We start from the raw sequence: 21592 nt of genomic DNA on the forward strand, positions 1-21592 counted from the left end.
AAGGAGGCTAGTCTATGGATAATAATGATAATGATCGTTTGACTGATGCAGATTCACTCGATGACGAAGAAGATTTGGCAGAACAATCTTTACGTCCCAAGACCTTTGACCAATATCTTGGTCAAGAGCGTGCTAAGCATGAACTAGATGTTTATATCAAAGCAGCTAAGCAACGCCAACAGACTTTGGATCACGTTCTGTTATATGGACCTCCCGGGTTAGGTAAGACAACTTTGGCAATGATTATTGCTAATGAAATGGGTGTTAACATTCATACAACAACTGGACCATCGATTGAGAAGTCTGGTGATCTAGTTGCCGTGCTTGATGAATTGGAACCTGGGGATGTCTTATTTATTGATGAGATTCACCGTATGCCTAGAGCAATTGAGGAAGTTCTTTATTCAGCGATGGAAGATTTTTATATCGATATAATTGTTGGACAAGGTACAGAATCTCGTTCACTCCATCATGAGTTAGTTCCATATACATTGATTGGAGCAACGACAACTTCTGGTAAGTTGTCAGCACCATTGCGTGATCGTTTTGGAATTGATATTCATATGGAATACTACTCTGAAGAGGAACTATCGAAAATCGTTTTCCGTTCCGCAAAAGTTCTAAATATCAATGTTGATGAAGAAGGATCCCACGAAATTGCTCGTAGATCTCGTGGTACACCTAGAATTGCTAATAGATTATTGAAGCGTGTTCGTGACTTTGCTCAAGTTGCTGGCAAGGATATGATCGACTATGAAATAGCTGAATCAGCTCTTAATCAATTGCAAGTTGATGATGCCGGACTTGATCGTGTTGACAGACGGATCCTGTCAATGATGATTGAATTATATGGTGGTGGACCACTAGGTATCAAAGTAATTGCCGCTAATATTGGTGAAGATCAAGAGACAATTGAATCTGTGTATGAACCGTATTTGATGCAAAAAGGATTCTTAAAGAGAACTGCCCGTGGACGTATTGTAACTAGAAAAGGCTATGAACATCTCGGTTATACTTATCCAGATAAGGAGAATTAATTAACAATGACATTAACTACCGAAGATTTTGACTACGATTTACCTGAAGAACTTATCGCTCAAACACCTATCAAGGATCGTGACCACTCGCGCTTACTAGTTTTAGACCATGATACAGGTGCCTATGAAGACAAGCATTTTTACGATATTTTGGATTATCTTAATCCTGGGGATGCCTTAGTTATGAATAATTCCCGTGTTTTACCTGCCCGTCTTTATGGAACAAAAGAAGACACGGATGGTCATGAAGAAGTATTGTTATTGAACAATATTGAAGGTGACAAGTGGGAAGTTTTGATGAAACCTGCTCGTCGTGCCAAAGTTGGCACAAAAGTACAATTTGGTGATGGTCAGCTTGAAGCTACTGTTGTTGAAGAACTAGAGCATGGTGGCAAGATCATTGAATTCCATTATGATGGAATTTTCTTGGAAATTTTGGAACAATTGGGTGAAACTCCATTGCCTCCATATATCAAGGAAAAGCTTGATGATCCAGACCGTTATCAAACAGTTTATGCCAAAGAAAATGGCTCAGCTGCTGCACCAACTGCTGGATTGCATTGGACTAAGGATCTGTTGCAAAAGGTTCAAGATAAAGGCGTTAAATTAGTTTATTTGACACTTCACGTTGGATTGGGAACATTTAGACCAGTTACTGAATCAGATATCAGTAAACACGTTATGCATTCAGAGTTCTATCGTTTGGATGAAGATTCAGCTAAGACATTGAATGAAGTTCGCAATAACGGCGGTAAGATTGTCGCTACTGGAACAACATCAATCAGAACTCTGGAAACAATTGGTACTAAGTTCAATGGAGAAATCAAAGCCGATAGTGGTTGGACAGATATCTTCATTAAACCAGGTTACGAGTGGAAAGTAGTTGATGAATTCATTACCAACTTCCATTTGCCTAAATCGACATTAGTAATGCTCGTTGCAGCATTTACTGGAAGAGAAAATATTTTGAATGCATATCAACATGCCATTGATGAGAAGTATCGTTTCTTCTCATTTGGGGATGCAATGTTTATAAAGTAGAGAGTGGAGCAAAACGGTAACTTCTGAGCATTACCTAGGATAATGAAGGTGACACGAAGTGGCACATTTATTATCCGTAGTAAGCGGAAGGAGTTGTTTTGTGTAGCTCGTTTTGAGTAGAGAGCGTAAAAGTGACGGTTAATCTTTGAGCATTACCTAGGATAATGAAGGTGACACGAAGTGGCACATTTATTATTCGTAGTAAGCGCAGAGGATTGTCGCTTTGCAGCTCGTTTAAAATAGAGAGCGGAAAAAGCCGGTAGATTCTGAGCACTGTCTAAGATAACAAAAGTGCCAACGGAGTTGGTGCATTTGTTAACTGTAGCAGGCGCAGGAATCTGGATTTTGCAGCTCATTTAAGTAGAGAGCGGAATTTGAGGAAAAGAGGGAACACATGGAACCAGCCGTTAAATATACTTTAATCAAAAAAGAAAAGCATACTGGCGCACGTCTTGGAATGTTAGAGACACCACATGGTACATTTGAAACACCAATGTTCATGCCAGTTGGAACAGAAGCATCAGTTAAGAACATGGCTCCAGAAGATTTGGAAAAAATCGGTGCCAGCATTATTTTGGCAAATACCTATCACTTATGGCTTCGTCCTGGTGAAGATATTGTCAAGGAAGCTGGTGGCTTGCACAAGTTCATGAACTGGGACAAAGGAATTCTAACTGATTCTGGTGGTTTCCAGGTGTTTTCATTAGCTAACACACGTGATATTACTGAAGCTGGTGTCCATTTTAAGAATCATCTAAATGGTCGTCGTGAATTCTTATCACCCGAAAAAGCAATTAAAATCGAAAATTATTTGGGCCCAGATATCATGATGAGTTTGGACGAATGTCCTCCATTCTTCGAAAGTTATGATTACATCAAGAAATCAGTCGCACGTACTAGCCGTTGGGCAGAACGTGGATTAAATGCTCACCGTAATCCAGATTGGCAAGCATTGTTTGGTATTGTTCAGGGTGCTGGATTCGAAGATCTTCGTAAGCAAAGTGCCGCTGATCTTACAAGTATGGACTTCCCTGGATATTCAATTGGTGGATTGTCAGTTGGTGAATCTAAAGAAGAGATGAACCACGTTCTAGATTTCACGACACCATTGCTTCCTGAGAACAAGCCTAGATATTTGATGGGTGTTGGTTCTACGGATGCCTTAGTTGATGGAGTTATTCGTGGTATTGATATGTTCGATTGCGTATTACCAACTAGAATTGCTAGAAATGGTACATGTATGACAACAAAGGGCCGTTTGGTAGTTAAGAATGCCAAATATGCTCGTGACTTCCGTCCAATTGATGAAGATTGTGATTGTTATGTATGTCGTAACTACAGTCGTGCTTATATTCGTCATTTGATCAATGCTAATGAATTATTTGGAACACATTTGACTAGTTATCATAATCTTTATTACTTATTGAACTTGATGAAAAATGTTCGTCAGGCAATTCGTGATGATAACTTATTAGAATTCAGAGAACATGTTTTTGAACAATATGGCTTAAATAAAGCAAATGCTCGTAATTTCTAATTTTATTTCTAATAAAAGAGCAATGTATGTGGTTAGACCGCATGATTTTTGATACCATATAGTTATGCAAACTATTAAGAGGTGGAAAATTTGAATTATTTAACATTAGGCGCAGCTGCCGCAGGTGGAACAAACATGATCTTTATCGCACTTATCGTGGTTATGTTTGTCGGTATGTACTTTATTTCTATTCGTCCACAAAAGAAACAACAACAAAAACGTCAAGAAATGCTTAAGCAAATGGACAAGGGTGACAAAGTTGTTACACTTGGTGGTATTAAAGGTGTGATTGCATCTATCGACCGTGAGAACAAAGAAGTCGTTGTTGACTGTGATGGCATTTACTTAACATTTGATTTGAACTTCATTCGTAGAACTACACCAGCTAAAGCCGGTACAGTTAAGGTTGAAGAAGAACCAAAGGAAGAATCAAAAGAAACAAATGATGCTCCTAAGGATGCTGAAAAAGCAGATGACAAACCTGCTGAAGATGCAAAACCTGAAACAGAAGCTAAAGAAGAACCAAAAACTGAACCTGCTAAACCAGATGATGCAAAAGACGATTCAGAAGAAAAATAATGTTTTTTTGAGGTTGAAACGAAAGTTTCAGCCTTTTTTTTGCTTGTTTTCGATTGAGATAAATCAAACCTGCCGTGTGGACCGGCTCGAGCCAAGGTCTCTCGCCTCGACTTGAAGCTTTGCTTTGCAAATCTCCAAGCTCGTCTTGTGGCTTTCGCCACATTCACGGCTGGTTTAATTTATCTCAACCTCCAGTTTTTTTTGGTGATTCTTATGGGGTAATAGAGGTAGAAGTAATGTTGAAACATTACTTAGTTGAACGCACTAGAAAATTGTATACGTGTCAAACAAGCCGGAAGAAAAAGTAACGATACCAGCGGTGAAAGTGCTGTAGAACGGGATCTTCCGTTCGTACAGCACAGGACGATTTTTGAAATCTGCGAGGTCCATGCAGAGTTCAAAAACGAGAGTTCAGACCGCACTTCAGGCTGAAATCGGTCCCACTGCAGGTATCGTTACTTTTTCTGGAGGCGTAAAAGAAGACAAATGCTTGCATTAAAGTACACTAGAGGGTTTACAATACCCTCAGATAAAAAAATTAATAACTAAAAAGTCTTAATTAAAGATGTTTATGGGTGCATGTTGTAAAATAGAAGTGCATGATTCTATCAGAAGGGGTTTGGAAAATGGCTAAAGAAAAATCAGCAATTTTTATTATTTTTGGAGGTTCTGGTGACCTTGCTCACAGAAAACTCTATCCTGCTCTATATCGCTTGTACAAAGCGGGAATTTTAAAAGACCACTTTGCCGTTATCGGTACGGCTCGTCGTCCATGGAGTGATGATTATTTCCGTGAAACAGTCGTAACTTCGCTTGAGGACTTGGATGATGACAAACAAAAAATGGAAGACTTTGCCAAACATTTCTTCTATCAATCACATAATGTTAATGATTCAGAACATTACATTGCACTAAAGGAATTAGCTGCCAAACTTGATGACCAATTTGAGGCTGGTCATAACCGTGTTTATTACATGGCTATTGCACCTAGATTCTTTGGTACAGTCGCTGAACACATCAATTCTGAAGGTTTGAAGACAGAGGATGGCTTTAATCGTCTAGTTATTGAGAAGCCATTTGGTCGTGATTTGGCTAGTGCTTCAGAATTAAATGATGATTTGTCGAAGGCTTTCCCTGAAAATGAAATCTATCGTATCGACCATTATTTGGGTAAAAAGATGATACAAGAGATTCCCAATATTCGTTTAAAGAATCCTAAGTTTGAAAAGGCTTTGAATAATAAATATGTATCAAATATTCAAGTTACTTTAGGTGAGTCATTGGGTGTTGAAGATCGTGGTGGATATTATGAAACCGCCGGAGTTTTGCGTGATATGGTTCAAAATCACATTATGCAAATCATCGGTTCAATTGCCATGGATACACCTGAAGAATTGACCGCTAAAGCAATTCATAAGGTTAAGACTGACTTGTTCTCAAGCTTAGATGTGCTTGAACCTGAAGAAGTTAATAAGAGCTTTGTTCGTGGTCAATACGATACTGACCGTCTTGGTAAGTTGAATGCATATCGTGATGAAGATAATGTTGACGATAATTCGAATATTGAAACTTACGCAGCAGGTAAACTAGAATTTAATGATGAACGCTGGTCGGGTGTTCCATTCTATGTTCGCTCAGGTAAACGTATGCCTGCCAAATCATCAAGAATTGATATTGTGTTTAATGATAAGGTTTCAGAGTTTGGTGTTAACCCTAATACAACTGTCAGTTTATTGATCGAACCAGAAGAAGGACACAGTATTCTAGTTAATGGGATCGATTATCAATCTTCTAACCAAGATTTGATCAAGTTCCCAGAAGACAAGACATACTTTGACAATGCTCGTGAAGCATATGAAAGTCTGATCATTGATATCTTGTCAGGTGATAGAGTTCATTTCACTTTGTGGGACGAATTACAAAGCACATGGAAGTACATCGATGTTATCAGAGAAAAATGGGATTCAGAAGATACTGACTTCCCTAATTATCTTAGTGGAACAATGGGTCCTGAGGCCGCAGATACCTTACTAGAACGTGATGGTAATTCATGGGTCTGGGACGACTAGACTAGGTGGTGTTATGCTATCGGATTTTTGAAGATACCAATTAGAATTGAAGAGAATCGAAAAATCATCCATGTTGACATGGATGCTTTTTTCGCTTCAGTGGAAGAACGTGAACATCCACAATATAAGAAGAAATGCTTGATCGTAGCTCCTGATCCTCGGAAAAATCATCATCATGGGGTGGTTACAACTGCTAACTATAATGCGCGGAAGTATGGCGCTCATTCCGCAATGCCAGCTCAACAAGCAATTGAATTGATTCCCAAAGAGAAATTGTTAATAGTTCCACCGAATTTTGAGTTGTATCGTAAAACTTCTGAGTATATTCATAGTATTTTCGGAGAAGTGACGGACAATTATCAATCTGTTGCATTAGATGAAGCTTATCTGGATGTAACTGAAAACAAGTTGAATAAATCTAACACTTTGAAAGTTGCTAATTACATTCAACAAAAGATAGTTCGTGAAACCCATTTAACTTGTTCTGTAGGAATTTCATACAATAAGTTTTTGGCAAAAATGGCATCTGATTATCGCAAGCCGTTTGGACGAACCATTATCCTTGGTCAGTATGCTGAAGATTTTCTCAAACCAATTCCGATTGAAAAGTTTAATGGAATTGGCAAGGCAATGCAGAAGCGTTTGCATGAGATGGATATTTATACTGGTGGAGATTTGCAAGAACTTGATCAGGACATATTTATCAATACCTTTGGTAAAATGGGATATGTTATGTTTCGCCGTGTTCATGGTATTGACGATTCGCCAGTCGAAGGTCATCGTGTTCGTAAGTCTATTGGACGTGAGAGAACCTATAATCAGAATCTAGTATTGAATGAGCAAGTTGAAAAAGAATTGAAGTTTTTGGCTGACTTAGTAAGTAAGGATTTGAAGAAGCAACGTCAGCATGGCAAGACAGTCGTTCTCAAATTACGTAATTCTGATTTTGAAACGGTCACTAAACGAATGACATTTCAGGATTATGTGCAGGATAAAGGTGAAATATATCGTATTGCCAAAGAGATTTATGATAAATTAGACATAAGTGATCAGAAGATACGGCTACTAGGTATTACTTTGACTAACCTTGATCCGTTATCTTATGAAGAAGTTTCTTTAAATCTATTTACACCGGAGGATAATTAATGAACAGTTTTTCAGAAATACTAGCAACAATCAAAAAATACAACAAGATAGTAATTTTGCGCCATCAAAACCCAGATCCAGATGCACTTGGATCACAAACTGGATTAGCTACGGCTTTGCGTCAAGCGTATCCAGATAAGAAAGTTTTGATCGGTGGACACAATGCTGAAGGTCTTAAGTGGCTATCAACAATGGACGAAGTCAGTGATGACGACTATAATGGTGCCTTGGTGATTTGTGTTGATACTGCCAATACTCCACGTGTTGATGATGAACGTTTTAACAAAGGTGATTTTCTAATCAAAATCGACCATCATCCAAACGATGAAGCATATGGTGATCAATTATTTGTTAACACAAAAGCCAGCTCATGTTCTGAAATAATCGCAGACTTGATTGATTCAACGGATGAATTAACTTTGACCAAATCCGTTGCGTATTATTTATATGCTGGTATAGTAGGTGATACTGGCCGTTTCATGTATCCTGCTACTACTCAACATACAATGAATGTTGTTGGGACTTTTATGAACCTGGGAATTAACTTCTCTGGTATTAATCAAAATATGAATGAGATCGCCTTGGCACAAGCCCAGTTACAAGGTGAATTGTTCAATCGACTACAAGTTGATGAATCAGGCGCTGCACTAGCCATCATCGACTTAGATTTAATGAAAAAGTTGGGAATCAATCAAGAAAAGGCTAACTCAGTTGTTTCAACACCAGGTCGTTTACACGAAGTAACTTCATGGTTGGAAGCAGTTCAAAAGGATGACGGAACTTTCAGAATGCACTTGCGTTCTCAAGGTCCAATTATTAATGAGTTGGCAAAAGAACATGATGGCGGTGGACATCCATTAGCTAGTGGTGCAAATGCTAAAGATTTGGATGAAGTAAACCAAATGTTTAAGGAACTGATTGAAATCGTTAAAGATTTCAAATCGAAGGGTGAATAGATGACTAAATTTTCACAATATAATTTTAATGATGCGATAAACAAATCGCTCAAGGAGATCGGCTTTGATGAACCAACTGAAGTTCAAGAAGCTGTAATCTCACTTGTTAATAAGAAGAAAGACATTATTGTCCAATCAGAAACTGGTTCTGGTAAGACACATGCTTTCTTATTGCCAATTTTGAATGCAATTACTAAGGACCAAACTGTGCAAGCTTTGATTGCTACTCCCAGTAGAGAGCTAGCTTATCAAATCTATGAAGATACACAAGCTATCCTGAAGAACTATCCTGAAGAATATAATGCCTTCATCTATGTTGGTGGAGCTGATCGTGAACGTCAAAAGAGAAAGCTTGAAGCACATCAACCACAAATTGCTATCGGAACTCCTGGTAGATTGTGGGATATGATTCGTGAGAATGACTTACATGTTGATGATGTTCAACGTTTCGTTGTCGATGAAGCTGATATGACACTTGATATGGGATTCTTAGATGATATCGATCATATTGCTAGCAAGATGCCTGAGAACCATGAGATGATGGTCTTCTCAGCTACAATTCCACAGAGACTTGAACCATTCTTGAAGAAGTATATGAAGGGTCCACAAAGAGTTGAAATCAAGAACTCAAGTGTGATTGCTAAGAATGTTGAAAACTGGCTAATGTTTGCTCATGGCCGTGATAAGAAAGAAATGATTTATCAATTGATGACCTTAGGATCACCATATTTGGCATTGATTTTTGCCAATACTAAGAAGTCAGTTGATGAAATTTACAATTATTTAAAGGCTAAAGGACTAAAAGTTGCACGTATTCATGGTGGGTTAAGTCCTCGTGAAAGAAAACGTGTTATGAAACAAGTCGAAAATATGGAATATCAATTCGTTGTTGCAACTGACTTGGCTGCACGTGGTATTGATATTAATGGTGTTTCACATGTTATTAATGCTGAAATACCTGATGACTTGGACTTCTTTATTCATCGTGTAGGTAGAACTGGACGTAACAAGATGTCTGGTATTGCTATCACATTGTATAATCCTGGTGAAGAGAATAAGATTGCTGAACTAGAACATATGGGAATCAAGTTCTTGCCAAAGGATTTGAAGAATGATGAAATCGTTGAGGCTTATGACAGAGATCGTCGTACTCAACGTCATGCTACACAAGAAAAACTTGATCCAAAACTAGTTGGTTTTGTTAAGAAACAAAAGACCAAGAAGAAACCTGGATACAAGAAAAAGATTAGACAAGCAATTTCAACTGACAAACGTCAAAAGAACCGTATTAAGAATCGTCAAGAAATGAAACAAAAGCGAGACAAACGTCGCGGAAGTTAGTTATTGACTTTTTTTCAATCGGTAGTTAATATTTTCATTGGATATGTCTAATTATTAATATCTCAAGAGAAGGCTAGTCGGTGAGAACGCCTAGATAATTAATTAATAGATGCTGCCAATTAAAATTGTAAATAATAATTGTTGAGAGGCTAACGAAAATCGTTGCAAACAAGGTGGTACCGCGCAGTGGCGTCCTTGTAAAGCAACGGTTTTCTCTTTTTTTAAGGGGAAAAATAATGAAAAAATTATCAAGTGCTGAAATAAGAAAGATGTTCTTGGACTTCTTCCAAACAAAACAACATATGATCGAACCTAGTGCTTCACTAGTGCCAGTTAATGATCCTACATTGCTATGGATCAACTCAGGTGTTGCTACATTGAAGAAATATTTTGATGGTACAGTAATTCCTGAAAATCCACGTATTACTAATGCTCAAAAATGTATTAGAACTAATGATATTGAAAATGTCGGTAAAACTGCACGTCACCAAACATTCTTTGAAATGATGGGTAACTTCTCAGTTGGTGATTACTTCAAGAAAGAAGTAATTCCTTGGGCATTTGAATTCTTAACAAGTCCTGAATGGTTGGATATGGATAAGAATCTTTTATATGTAACTACATATCCTAAAGATACTGAAACTCAAAAACTTTGGGCACAAGTAGGTATCGCTCAAGATCATATTTTGAAGACAGAAGATAATTTCTGGGATATTGGTGAAGGTCCATGTGGTCCTGATTCAGAAATCTTTTATGATCGTGGCCAATCATTCAATAACTTGGATGAAGATGATCCTGAAAACTATCCTGGTGGTGAAAATGAAAGATATCTTGAAGTTTGGAATATCGTATTTTCAGAATTAAACCACTTACCAAATGGCAAGTACGTTGAACAACCACATAAGAACATTGATACGGGTATGGGACTAGAACGTTTAGTTTCAATTATCCAAGGAACAAAGACAAACTTTGAAACTGACTTATTTAAGCCAATTATTGATCACGTTGAAACACTTAGTGATGGTCGTAAATACGGCAAGAGCGCTGAAGACGATGTGTCATTTAAGATTATCGCTGATCACGTTAGAACAGTTTCATTTGCCATTGGTGATGGTGCACTACCTTCAAACGATGGTCGTGGTTATGTTATCAGACGTTTGATCAGACGTGCTGTTCTTAATGGTAAGAAGCTTGGTATCAATGGACCATTCCTATACAAGTTGGTTCCAATCGTTGGAGAAATTATGGAGAGTTATTATCCAGAAGTTAGCCAACAAAAGGACTTCATTGCTAAGACAATTGAATTAGAAGAGAAACGTTTTTCAGAAACACTTAATGATGGTTTAGCACTCTTGAATGGTATAATTGAGGATCTCCACAAGGATGATGAAAAAGTCATCAATGGCGCTGATGCATTCAAACTCTATGATACTTATGGATTCCCACTTGAAATGACACGCGAATATGCACATGATGAGGGACTTGATGTTGATGAAGATGGTTTCAAAGCCAACATGGAAGAACAAAAGCAACGTGCTCGTGCCGCTCGTGGAAACAAGCAATCAATGGGGATGCAAGATGAAACATTGATGGAAATCAAAACACCTAGTGAATTCGTAGGTTATGATAACAATGAAATTAAAGCTACTTTGAAAAATATCGTTGTCGATGATGCTGAAGTAGAAGAAGTTGCTGAGGGCAAGGCTCAATTGATCTTTGATAAGACACCATTCTATGCCGAGATGGGTGGTCAAGTCGCCGATATCGGTGGCATCTACGATAAGAATGGTAACGAAGTTGCTGAAGTTATTGATGTACAACATGCACCAAATGGCCAAAATATTCATCTTGTAAATGTTTCAACAACATTGAAACAAGGTGAAGAATACGATCTGAAGATCGATGGCGATTTCCGTGAAAAAGTACGCCATAATCACACGGCAACTCACTTGTTGGATCAAGCTTTACGCGATGTTGTTGGATCAAGAACACATCAAGCAGGCTCATTAGTTGAACCTGAATACTTGAGATTTGATTTCAACAGTAATGCAGCATTGACTGATGAACAAATCAGTCAACTAGAAAAGATTGTTAATGAAAAGATTTGGGATGCTATTCCTGTTAAAACAGAAGTATTACCTATTGAAGAAGCCAAAAAGAAAAAGGGTGCAATTGCCATGTTCAGCGAAAAGTACGGTGATATTGTCCGTGTCATTGAAATTGACGATTACTCAACTGAATTCTGTGGTGGAACACATGCCCGTAATACTTCAGAATTAGGATTGTTCAAGATTACTTCTGAATCAGCCATTGGTTCAGGTATTCGCCGTGTTGAAGCCGTAACTGGTGAAGAAGCATTCGAGTACTTAAACAATCAATTACAATTATTACAAGAAACAGCCAGAAATATGAAAGTTAACCAATTGAAAGATGTACCAGCTCGCGCAACTCAATTAGTTGATGATAATAAGGCGTTGAATCGTGATAACCAAAACTTGAAGCTGAAACTTACAAGTCAAAAATCTGCTGAAGTCTTCAATAATGTTGAAGAAATCAATGGATTCAAAGTTATTGCCAATGCAATTCCAGCAGATATGGCAGCATTGAGACAACTAGCCGACAAGTGGAAGAATGAACAAAGTTCTGATATCTTGGTCCTAGGTGGAAGTGCCGATAAAAAAGCCAGTCTTGTTGTAGCTGTGGGTAAAGATGCTCAAGCCAAAGGAATCAAAGCTGGCGATGTCATTAAGAAGATTGCCAAAGAGATCCAAGGTGGCGGCGGTGGTCGTCCAGATATGGCACAAGCTGGCGGTAAAAATCCCGCTGGTCTTACAAATGCGTTACAATTAGCCAAAGATGTTATTAAATCTTATTAAAGTGGGCTATAATTGTAATGAAATCTTTCTGGTCACTTAAATTTTGCTATATGGAGGTTTGCCATGAGTTCACTTGATAAAACAATGAGTTTTGATTTTAATGAAAACAAAGGCAAGGACGTCAAAGAGACATTACAAAGTGTTTACCAATCACTAGAGGAAAAAGGGTATAATCCAATTAATCAGATTGTTGGATACTTGCTATCTGGTGATCCTGCCTATATTCCACGTCACAATGATGCAAGAAATCTAATTTTAAAACATGAAAGGGACGAGATAATTGAAGAATTAGTTAAGAGTTATCTCAACCAAGGCAAGTAATGCGCTTATTAGGATTAGATGTTGGTTCCCGAACTGTTGGTGTAGCCGCAAGTGACCTATTGGGATGGACCGCTCAAGGTGTAGAGATCATTCGTATCAATGAGGATAAGGAAGATTTTGGTTTAGATAGATTAGGTGAGATCATCAAAGATAAACAACCGACAGGGATTGTTATCGGATTGCCTAAGAACATGAACAATACTGAGGGACCAAGAGTCGAAAAGTCGCGTGAATACGGTAAGATGGTAGTTGATAAATTCAATTTGCCTGTAGACTTTATTGACGAGCGATTAACTACAGTTCAGGCAGAACGTATGTTGATCGATGAAGCAAACGTTTCACGTGTTAAGAGAAAGAAAGTTATCGATAAAATTGCCGCAGAGATGATTTTACAAAATTATCTTGATGCAAAAGGCAAGTTAACGAAGGAATAGCTGTACAAATAGAGATACAGCTAATTGAGGTGACAATTATGAGTGAAAATCCACAATCACCAAAGGATTTGGATGAAGTTACATTAAGTGACGATCAAGGTAATGAAGAAACTTACAAGATATTATTTACCTTTGATTCTGATGACTATGGTAAATCATATGTATTTCTATATCCGAAAGCAGATGAAGACTCTGATGAAGTAGAACTTCAAGCATATTCATTTGAACCAGATGCAAACGGCGATGTTACAGCCGGCGACCTTCTTCCAATTGAAGATGAAGAAGAATGGGATATGGTTCAAGAAGTTTTAAATACATTCACTTCTGATGATGGTCAAGATCAATAGTTTATTATTAACCATGGATTGATTTTTTATTGATCCATGGTTTATGATTTTCTACTACAGAGTGAAAAGTAGTGCTTTTAGTTTAAAAGAGAGTGTGTAAGGGGATATAATGCTAAGTCTGTTACTTATTTTATTTTTAGCCTATGGGTTTTACGTTGGTGCCCGACGTGGCCTAGTTATGCAAGCATTTTTTACAGTTGGATATGCAATCTTTTTTGTGATTGCTCTAGTTTCCTTCAAAGCTTTAGGTCCAAAATTTGAAATGATCGTTCCATATCCATCCGCAAGTTTGGGAAGTGAGTTTGCTTTCTTCTCAACTAAGGTGGGGATGGAATTAGATGATGCATTTTATCGTGCCTTTGCATTTATCTTTATCTGCTTTATTGGTTGGATAATTGTTCGTTTTGTAGGACTTTACTTTAAACGTTTAACATATTATCCAATGTTCAACGACGTCAATTTGTTAAGTGGAGGAATCTTAGGATTGATAGTTACTTATGTGACTATGTTTATGGTTCTCTTGTTGTTGGCGATGATACCGGTTGATGGGATTCAAAATGCGCTTCAGCATTCATTCATAGCCTCGACGATGATTCGTAATACGCCGGGATTGACGGCAATGATGACAGGCTTATGGATATAAAAAAATAATAAATTAATGGGCTGAGACAAATTATTTTGTTTCAGTCTTATTTATTATTAAAATGTAGTAGTTGGTTTGCCTCCGGTAGAAAATAATAAGTCTGCTGTGGGATCGACTTTAGCCGGCGGTCTGAAGTCTCGATTTTGAACTCTGCATAACCCGTAGATTTCGAAAGTCTTCCAGTGCTGGATTTGTCACTCTCAATCGAACACTAATTTGATATCTGTTGGTTATTAGACGTATTTAGATGAATAATGAATCTCAAATATGCTTAATAAAAAAATTGTGTTTGCATATGGAGAAGTAAATAATCATTTTAATTTAAAAATAGAAACGATAAAAAATAGGGAGAAGATATGAATAATAAAGCTTTAAATGTTTTAGAGTTTGACAAGATCAAAGCCGAAATTGCCAAATATCTAATAACATCTCGCGGTAATACCCTTTTGAAAAAGCTTATGCCGATGTCAGTTGAATCAATTGTTCAAAGATTGATCGATCAGACCAAGGACGGTATGGATATCGTCCGTATCAAGGGTGAGATACCGGTTAGAAAATTGGCTGATTTACATGATCAAGCCAATCGTCTAAAAAAAGACGGTAACTTAAATGGAACTGAATTAGCTTCAATTGGGGAAGTTCTTAAGAATACTAGTGAGCTTAAAGAGTTTTTTGAAAAACTAAAAGATGATCAAATTGATTTGCGTCAGTTGTATGATTTGAATGATAATTTGATCGATAATCCTAGTTTAACAACTAGAATCGCTAAATCAGTTGATGATACTGGTCGAGTTCTCGATACGGCATCTGATGATTTGAAGTATGTCAGAGAACAAATTGGACGTTTAAACGAACAAATCCGTAGTTCAATGGAAAAGTACACTCGTGGTAATAACACTAAGTATTTAACTGAGGCAATTGTTACATTACGTGATGACAGATTCGTTGTGCCGGTTAAAACTGAGTATCGTCACAAATTTGGGGGCGTAGTCCATGATCAAAGTGCCAGTGGACAAACACTTTACATTGAGCCACAAGCTGTTGTAGGGCTTAACAATCGCTTACATGACATGCAAACTTCTGAGAAATTGGAAGAGATTAGAATTCTTAACGAATTATCAGATTTGGTTCGTCCGGAAATTGATGATATCGTCAAAAACAATGAAGTTTTGGGTCAATTTGATTTGATCAATGCGAAGGCTAAATATGCTAGAGAGATCAAGGGTACTGAACCGATTATCTCTAAAGATCACGTTGTTGATATGTACAATGCCAAGCATCCTTTGATTGATCCTGATAAGGTAGTTGCCAATGATATTAAGATTGGTGATGACTACAAGACAATGCTGATAACTGGTCCTAATACTGGTGGTAAAACTATTACCATGAAGACATTAGGATTATTACAAGCTATGGCACAGGCTGGTTTATTTATTCCAGCTCGTGAAGAGAGTCAAGTCGCTGTCTTCGATGAAATTTTTGTTGATATTGGTGATGAACAGTCAATTGAACAAAACTTGAGTACTTTCTCATCTCATATGGATAATATTATTAATATTATGCGTAAGGTTTCTGAACGCAGTCTAGTATTGATCGATGAGTTGGGTGCTGGTACTGATCCTCAAGAAGGTGCTGCAATTGCGATTGCTATTCTTGAGAAGTTATCTAAGTCACATTGTGTAATTATGGCAACTACTCACTATCCTGAATTGAAGGTGTTTGCCTATAATACTGAAGACACTATCAACGCAAGTATGGAGTTTGATGAGAAGTCATTGAAGCCAACTTATCGTTTGTTGATTGGTATTCCAGGATCAAGTAATGCTTTCAATATTGCTGCTAGATTAGGTATGGATCGTGAAGTTGTTGATCGTGGACAAAGTTTGATGAGTGGTGAGAGCCAAGACTTGAACAACATGATCACTGATCTTGAGAATCGTCGTAAGGAATATGAGAAGAATAATGAAGATCTGAAGGCTCAATTGTCTAAGAACAAAGATATTCAGGCTGACTATGAACATAAGCAAGTTGAATTAGATAATTCGAAAGAATCAGAAATTCAAGCAGCCAAAGTTCGTGCTAATCAAATTGTTTCTAAATCTCGTAAGGAATCAGATAAAATTATTGATCGATTACGTAAATTGGAACAGGCCGGTGTTGCAGTTAAAGAAGACCAAATTATTTCTGCGAAAACTGGTTTGAAGAATCTTCATCAAGATGAGACAGTTAAGAAGAATAAGGTTCTTAGACGCAATAAACGTAAGCAAGAACTCAAAGTTGGCGATGAAGTTAAAGTATTGTCATATGGTCAATTTGGTACGATCGTTCGTAAAGATAAAAACGGACAATTTGAAGTTCAACTAGGTATCTTGAAGATGAAGTTTGCTGGTGATGATTTGGAGAAGACCGACTCCAAGCCAGAAGAAGAGAAGAAACCAACAATGGTCAGAAGAACTAAGAGCTCTGGACTTTCAAGTAAGCTTGATCTTCGTGGTAAACGTTACGAAGAAGCTATGACAGAATTAGACTCATATATTGATTCGGCGCTGTTAGCTGGTTATAATCAAGTTACTATCGTTCATGGTTTCGGTACTGGTGTAATTAGAAAAGGTGTTACTAAGTACTTGCAACGTAATCCGCGTGTTAAGTCATTTGGTTATGCACCAGCTAGTTCAGGTGGTTCCGGAGCTACGATTGTTGACTTATAATTACGAAACAAAATATTTCCTAGAATTCCGTGAAAGTGATAATATTTTTAGGATAGATAATATAGAGGAGTGATCACATGGTTGACGAATTAACAGACAAAGATTTTACAGAAGAAACAAAAGATGGCGTTGTAATTACTGACTTTTGGGCTACATGGTGCGGTCCATGTCGTATGCAATCACCAGTAATCGAAGAACTTTCAGAAGAAAATGATGCAGTTAAGTTCACAAAGATGGATGTTGATGCCAATCCTAAGACACCAGAATCATTTGGAATCATGGCCATTCCAACACTAGTTATCAAAAAAGACGGCGAAGTTGTTGAAAAGTTAACAGGATTCCACAGTAAAGCTCAACTTGCTAAGATTCTTGATGGCTATACTGACTAGCTTAATAGATACCAAGAACCCAATTCTTAATTGAATTGGGTTCTTTTTTTATCCCCATGAAAGCGGTAGCATGTATTTAACGCATAAATTTAAGGGGGATTTAGAATGTATCAAGCAAATGAACATCGTTACGACAAAATGATTTATAACCGAGTAGGTAACAGTGGTTTAAAATTGTCGGCTATCAGTTTGGGACTTTGGAATAATTTTGGTAGTGTCGATAAGTATGAAACACAAAAGAAAATTGTCCATAAAGCTTTTGATTTAGGTATTACTTATTTTGATTTGGCAAACAATTATGGCCCAGAACCAGGAAGCGCTGAGGAGAACTTCGGTAGAATGCTTGCTAGTGATTTGAAGCCATATCGAGATGAGCTGGTGATTGCAAGCAAAGCTGGATATGTGATGTGGCCAGGACCATATGGTAATTGGGGTTCACGTAAAAGTATTATTGCCAGTGCCGACCAGAGTCTTTTGAGAACCGGTTTAGATTATTTTGATATTTTTTATAGTCACCGTGCTGATCCTGAAACAGATCCAGAAGAAACCGCAATGGCTTTGGATCAATTAGTTCGTTCAGGCAAAGCTTTGTATGTTGGATTGTCTAACTATAGTGGGGCACAAATCAAGGTTATGGCAGATATTTTCCACGAGAATCACACTCCATTTATAATTGACCAACCACGATACAATATGTTGAATCGTGAAGTCGAGAATGATGTATTTCCAGAATTAGTTGCTGAGAAAAAAGGAGCGGTTAGTTTCAGTTCTCTATGTCAGGGACTTTTGACTAATAAATATCTTAATGGAATTCCTGAAGATTCACGTGCAAATAAATCGACGATTCCATTTCTACACCCAGCACAAGTTGAACAGACATTGAAGACAGTGAAGGATTTGAATGCTGTAGCTGCTGATCGTAATCAGAGCTTGGCACAAATGGCCTTGGCTTGGAATCTACGTCAACCAGCAATTGCCAGTGTCTTGATTGGTGCTAGTCGTCCGGAACAGGTTGTTGATAATGTTGCTGCGTTGGATAATTTAGAGTTTTCAGAAGATGAGTGCAATAGAATCGATGAGATTTTATCCGCTCAACCTGAGATTGATTGGCAGGCATAGATTTTATCCACTTACGGTTACAAAAAAATTTATCTACCGTGTGGACCGGCTCGAGCCAAGGTCTCGAACCTCGAATTTAAGCTTTGCATGAACCGCAAATCTTAAATTTCGTCCTGTGGCTTCGCCACATTCACGGTTGATAAAATTTTTTGTAACCTCCAGCTAAACTAGTTGTTTGATTTGAGTAATTAGTGTTTGAAAGGTAATTAATATATTTTTATCAGTTGAACATATACAGAAATACTAAAATTAAATAGTCGTATACATAGTAGCCGTAGGCCGAAAGTAATGAATCAGCTGTGATAGTACTGTTGGCTGGTGGGTTTCCAGCCTTACAGTACAGGACGACTTTTGAAATCTGTGGTTTATGCAGAGTTCAAAATCGAGATTTCAGACCGTCTTTTGGCTGGAATCGGTCCCGCAGCAGATTCGTTACTTTCGACCGTAGGCAGCAGAGGAATAAAGTTGCACAAAAAAAGATGCTTAGGCGGTTTTGCCGGTTCTTTCTTAAACTTGGTTAGAACATAAATTTTAAAATTAAATAAGGAGCAGTAAAGTTTGGCATAGCCATGCTTTACTGCTCCTTATTTGTTTCCTCATGAATAGTAACTATACTCGACCATGAAAGGCGGATAGTCCTATGGCAAAATATGAACCAATCAACTACAACATAAACCTACTTGGAAAGAATTATTTCATTTACAACACTACAAATAAAGAAAACAAGATTTGTTTATTTATAAAATCTTTACCCCATGCTAGTTTTTGCCCAAACTGTGGAGTCCCTTCTCGCGAGGTGGCTGCCACGTATCATCGTATTCTGCAAGATACACCTATTCATAATGAGAATACGACCTTGGACGTTGATATTTATAAATATCGTTGTAACAATCCAAAGTGCCCTCAAAAGGTTTTCGTTGAAGCATTACCATTTGCCAGCTCTTATCAACGTCGAACAGATGCATTAAATATGTTCATTTTGGGAGTCTCAATTTATCTTAGTAATGAAGGAGCCAGTAATGTTCTGAAGTTATTGGGTACCAATATCAGTAATGATTCGATTCAAAAACTCTACGATCAGTTAGAATTCGTTGATAACCCTGACGTTAAGGCCATAGGTATAGATGATATTGCCATTAGAAAAGGACAAACATATGCGACAGCAATTTATGATTTAAAAGATCATCATCTCATGGCACTACTTCGAGGACGTAATGTAATGTCAGTAAAAGGATGGTTGAAACATCATCCAAAAATAAAGTTCGTGGCACGTGACCGTGCTAGTGCCTATGCCAAAGCGATTAGCGAGGCATTGCCAAAATGTACTCAAGTAGCTGATAGATTTCATTTATTGAAAAATATGATAGATAAATTGAGAGATATTCTAAAACAGGAATTACCTTCTACTATCTTTATCAAGGCAGGAAAAGTTCTAAAACATGCACCTAAGAAAATTTGGGTTGAACAAGCATGTCCATCAGAACTGTTAAAGCACATCAATTACGACAATTCGGCGCCAATAAATGATAAGGGTAAAGTAATTAAATTTGATAATAAGCGTCGTAAATTTAAATCACAACAGTATATGGATCAAGCAGTAAGACGCCATGAGAAACAAACCGAAATTATTAAAATTAAGCACGATTATAAATTAACAGCGGCGTCCGTTGGACAAGCCGCTTCTAAGTATCATTTGAATCCAGTAACTATCAGAAAATATTTAAAAATGACTGCGTGTGAAGTCAGAAAAATGGATAAACCAAGAGATTACAAGAAGCGAAAAACAATTATGGATGATTACCTAAATATTATTTATAAAATGATGTGTGATGGTTTAACTGACAATGTTATTTATTATTACGTACTCTCCCAAGGCTATAATCACAATAAGAGTTCATTATGGGTTTATATTACAGATATTAGTCAAAATAATTTTCCCGGTCGTCCTTCAGTAGGTCCCATTCAAGTAAAAAAAGCGTGTTATCCACCGGGAGTAGTCTGCGTTAAACGGAATAAATTAATAAAAGATATTTTAACAATCAATGGAGAAATATCAGAAAATACTAAAAAAAATCAAAAGCTAGCCGTACTAAAGCTTTCTTACCCAGTGATTGACAAAGCGCAAAAGATGTTCAAAAAATTTCATGAAGTTTTAATGGGAAACAATCCAGAACTACTTGATAGTTTTCTAAGTACTTATAAGAATTCAATTATTAGCGGATTTTGTGAAACTATAAAAAAAGATATCGCCCCCGTGAAAAGCGCGATATCTCTAGACATTAACTCAGGTTTTGTCGAAGGTAATAATAACAAACTAAAGCTAATCAAACGCATTGTATACGGTCGAAGTGGGTTAGTCAACTTCACAAAAAAATGTCAGTTAGCATTCATGGCAAGCCAAGACAAATTTCAACTAAAACAATTGAAAACAAAAAGCACTAATCTGAAAATACATCAGATTAGTGCTTAAGGTAACCAAGTTTAAGAAAGAACCGTTTTGCCTAAGCATCTTTTTTGTTGTAAACTTTAGTTTCGATCAATTTGTACTTTAATTGAAACACTTTTTGCTTTGCTGTTGACAGTGTATGTACCTAAACAGAAAGCCTCAATAGTTTTTTCGACAGTTTCAGTAATAATTCCGGTTTCGAGTGAGAATTCTGGATTGTCGTTGTTAAGATTAAAACGTTGTACCACTTCAGGACCAGTCAGAGTATATTGATAGCTGGTTTTTGTCTGCTTGGTAATCTGAAGATCACCAAGTCCAGCTTTAGCAAACAACTCAGGAAGACTTTGCATATCAAGGATTAGTTGTCGGCTCAAATTCTTTCCAGCCCAATACAGCAGTTCTACAGTATCCTTGTCCAACAGATCGGGGAGAACGAAATCACGGAGTACTGAAACTGCAAAATAACTTTCAGTTAACTCGTCAACGTTTTCACCATCTTGACCTGGTTTTAAAACATCAGGGATGTCAGTTAACTTTGGTTCATTAGTATCTTTTGATTTTGCGGCCATTATTTTAACTCCTTTTTCTAGACAATTTATTATA

The 21592-nt window shown here is 37.3% G+C and carries 18 protein-coding genes; 17 read left to right on the forward strand and 1 reads right to left on the reverse strand.

Translation table 11 applies throughout. From position 1 onward, the window contains the following. Positions 1-14: 14 nt before the first annotated feature. The 17 genes from ruvB (at position 15) to EKM66_RS08745 (ending at position 21013) form a co-directional block, all read left to right on the forward strand. On the forward strand, positions 15-1037 hold the full coding sequence (gene ruvB, locus EKM66_RS08665; protein WP_125763668.1) for a Holliday junction branch migration DNA helicase RuvB: 1023 nt from the start codon (positions 15-17) through the stop codon (positions 1035-1037). Between the two features lie 6 nt (positions 1038-1043). After that, positions 1044-2078 carry a tRNA preQ1(34) S-adenosylmethionine ribosyltransferase-isomerase QueA gene (gene queA, locus EKM66_RS08670; RefSeq protein WP_125763670.1) on the forward strand — a complete coding sequence of 345 codons (1035 nt, stop codon included), beginning with the start codon at positions 1044-1046 and terminating at the stop codon, positions 2076-2078. 394 nt (positions 2079-2472) lie between these two features. Continuing rightward, positions 2473-3615: a tRNA guanosine(34) transglycosylase Tgt gene (gene tgt / locus EKM66_RS08675; protein WP_125763672.1), complete on the forward strand. Its 1143-nt coding sequence runs from the start codon at positions 2473-2475 to the stop codon at positions 3613-3615. Between the two features lie 81 nt (positions 3616-3696). Beyond that, a complete protein-coding gene (yajC, locus tag EKM66_RS08680) occupies positions 3697-4194 on the forward strand; it encodes a preprotein translocase subunit YajC (protein ID WP_404811466.1) in 498 nt (165 codons plus the stop codon). 626 nt (positions 4195-4820) lie between these two features. Further along, a complete protein-coding gene (gene zwf, locus EKM66_RS08685; RefSeq protein ID WP_125763674.1) occupies positions 4821-6263 on the forward strand; it encodes a glucose-6-phosphate dehydrogenase in 1443 nt (480 codons plus the stop codon). Between the two features lie 27 nt (positions 6264-6290). Then, positions 6291-7409: a DNA polymerase IV gene (gene dinB / locus EKM66_RS08690; protein ID WP_225426581.1), complete on the forward strand. Its 1119-nt coding sequence runs from the start codon at positions 6291-6293 to the stop codon at positions 7407-7409. Then, entirely contained in the window at positions 7409-8365 is a 957-nt protein-coding gene (locus tag EKM66_RS08695) for a DHH family phosphoesterase (protein ID WP_125763678.1), read from the forward strand. Before dinB ends, EKM66_RS08695 begins: the two co-directional genes overlap by 1 nt. Next, positions 8366-9706 (forward strand): DEAD/DEAH box helicase, encoded by a 1341-nt coding sequence (locus tag EKM66_RS08700; protein WP_125763680.1) that lies wholly within the window; start codon positions 8366-8368, stop codon positions 9704-9706. 236 nt (positions 9707-9942) lie between these two features. Then, positions 9943-12582 carry an alanine--tRNA ligase gene (alaS, locus tag EKM66_RS08705; protein WP_125763682.1) on the forward strand — a complete coding sequence of 880 codons (2640 nt, stop codon included), beginning with the start codon at positions 9943-9945 and terminating at the stop codon, positions 12580-12582. Between the two features lie 63 nt (positions 12583-12645). Then, on the forward strand, positions 12646-12903 hold the full coding sequence (locus EKM66_RS08710; RefSeq protein ID WP_010018752.1) for an IreB family regulatory phosphoprotein: 258 nt from the start codon (positions 12646-12648) through the stop codon (positions 12901-12903). After that, entirely contained in the window at positions 12903-13337 is a 435-nt protein-coding gene (gene ruvX, locus EKM66_RS08715; RefSeq protein WP_125763684.1) for a Holliday junction resolvase RuvX, read from the forward strand. Before EKM66_RS08710 ends, ruvX begins: the two co-directional genes overlap by 1 nt. A gap of 38 nt (positions 13338-13375) precedes the next feature. Further along, positions 13376-13684 carry a DUF1292 domain-containing protein gene (locus tag EKM66_RS08720; RefSeq protein ID WP_125763686.1) on the forward strand — a complete coding sequence of 103 codons (309 nt, stop codon included), beginning with the start codon at positions 13376-13378 and terminating at the stop codon, positions 13682-13684. 109 nt (positions 13685-13793) lie between these two features. Beyond that, positions 13794-14327: a CvpA family protein gene (locus EKM66_RS08725; protein ID WP_125763688.1), complete on the forward strand. Its 534-nt coding sequence runs from the start codon at positions 13794-13796 to the stop codon at positions 14325-14327. A 356-nt stretch (positions 14328-14683) separates the two neighbouring features. Continuing rightward, positions 14684-17035, forward strand: coding sequence for an endonuclease MutS2 (locus tag EKM66_RS08730; protein WP_125763690.1), 2352 nt, complete (start codon positions 14684-14686; stop codon positions 17033-17035). A 77-nt stretch (positions 17036-17112) separates the two neighbouring features. Further along, the gene (gene trxA, locus EKM66_RS08735) at positions 17113-17424 is read left to right on the forward strand and encodes a thioredoxin (RefSeq protein WP_125763692.1); all 312 of its coding nucleotides are present in this window, start codon (positions 17113-17115) and stop codon (positions 17422-17424) included. Positions 17425-17529: 105 nt separating this feature from the next. Next, positions 17530-18543, forward strand: coding sequence for an aldo/keto reductase (locus EKM66_RS08740; protein ID WP_125763694.1), 1014 nt, complete (start codon positions 17530-17532; stop codon positions 18541-18543). Between the two features lie 640 nt (positions 18544-19183). Continuing rightward, positions 19184-21013, forward strand: a complete 1830-nt coding sequence (locus tag EKM66_RS08745; RefSeq protein WP_125763696.1) for an ISL3 family transposase — start codon at positions 19184-19186, stop codon at positions 21011-21013. A gap of 56 nt (positions 21014-21069) precedes the next feature. Here EKM66_RS08745 and EKM66_RS08750 read toward each other — a convergent pair whose 3' ends face one another. Continuing rightward, positions 21070-21558 carry a DUF2507 domain-containing protein gene (locus EKM66_RS08750; RefSeq protein ID WP_125763698.1) on the reverse strand — a complete coding sequence of 163 codons (489 nt, stop codon included), beginning with the start codon at positions 21556-21558 and terminating at the stop codon, positions 21070-21072. Positions 21559-21592: the final 34 nt, after the last annotated feature.

Source organism: Companilactobacillus hulinensis, assembly GCF_003946555.1.
GTDB classification, from domain to species: Bacteria; Bacillota; Bacilli; order Lactobacillales; family Lactobacillaceae; genus Companilactobacillus; species Companilactobacillus hulinensis.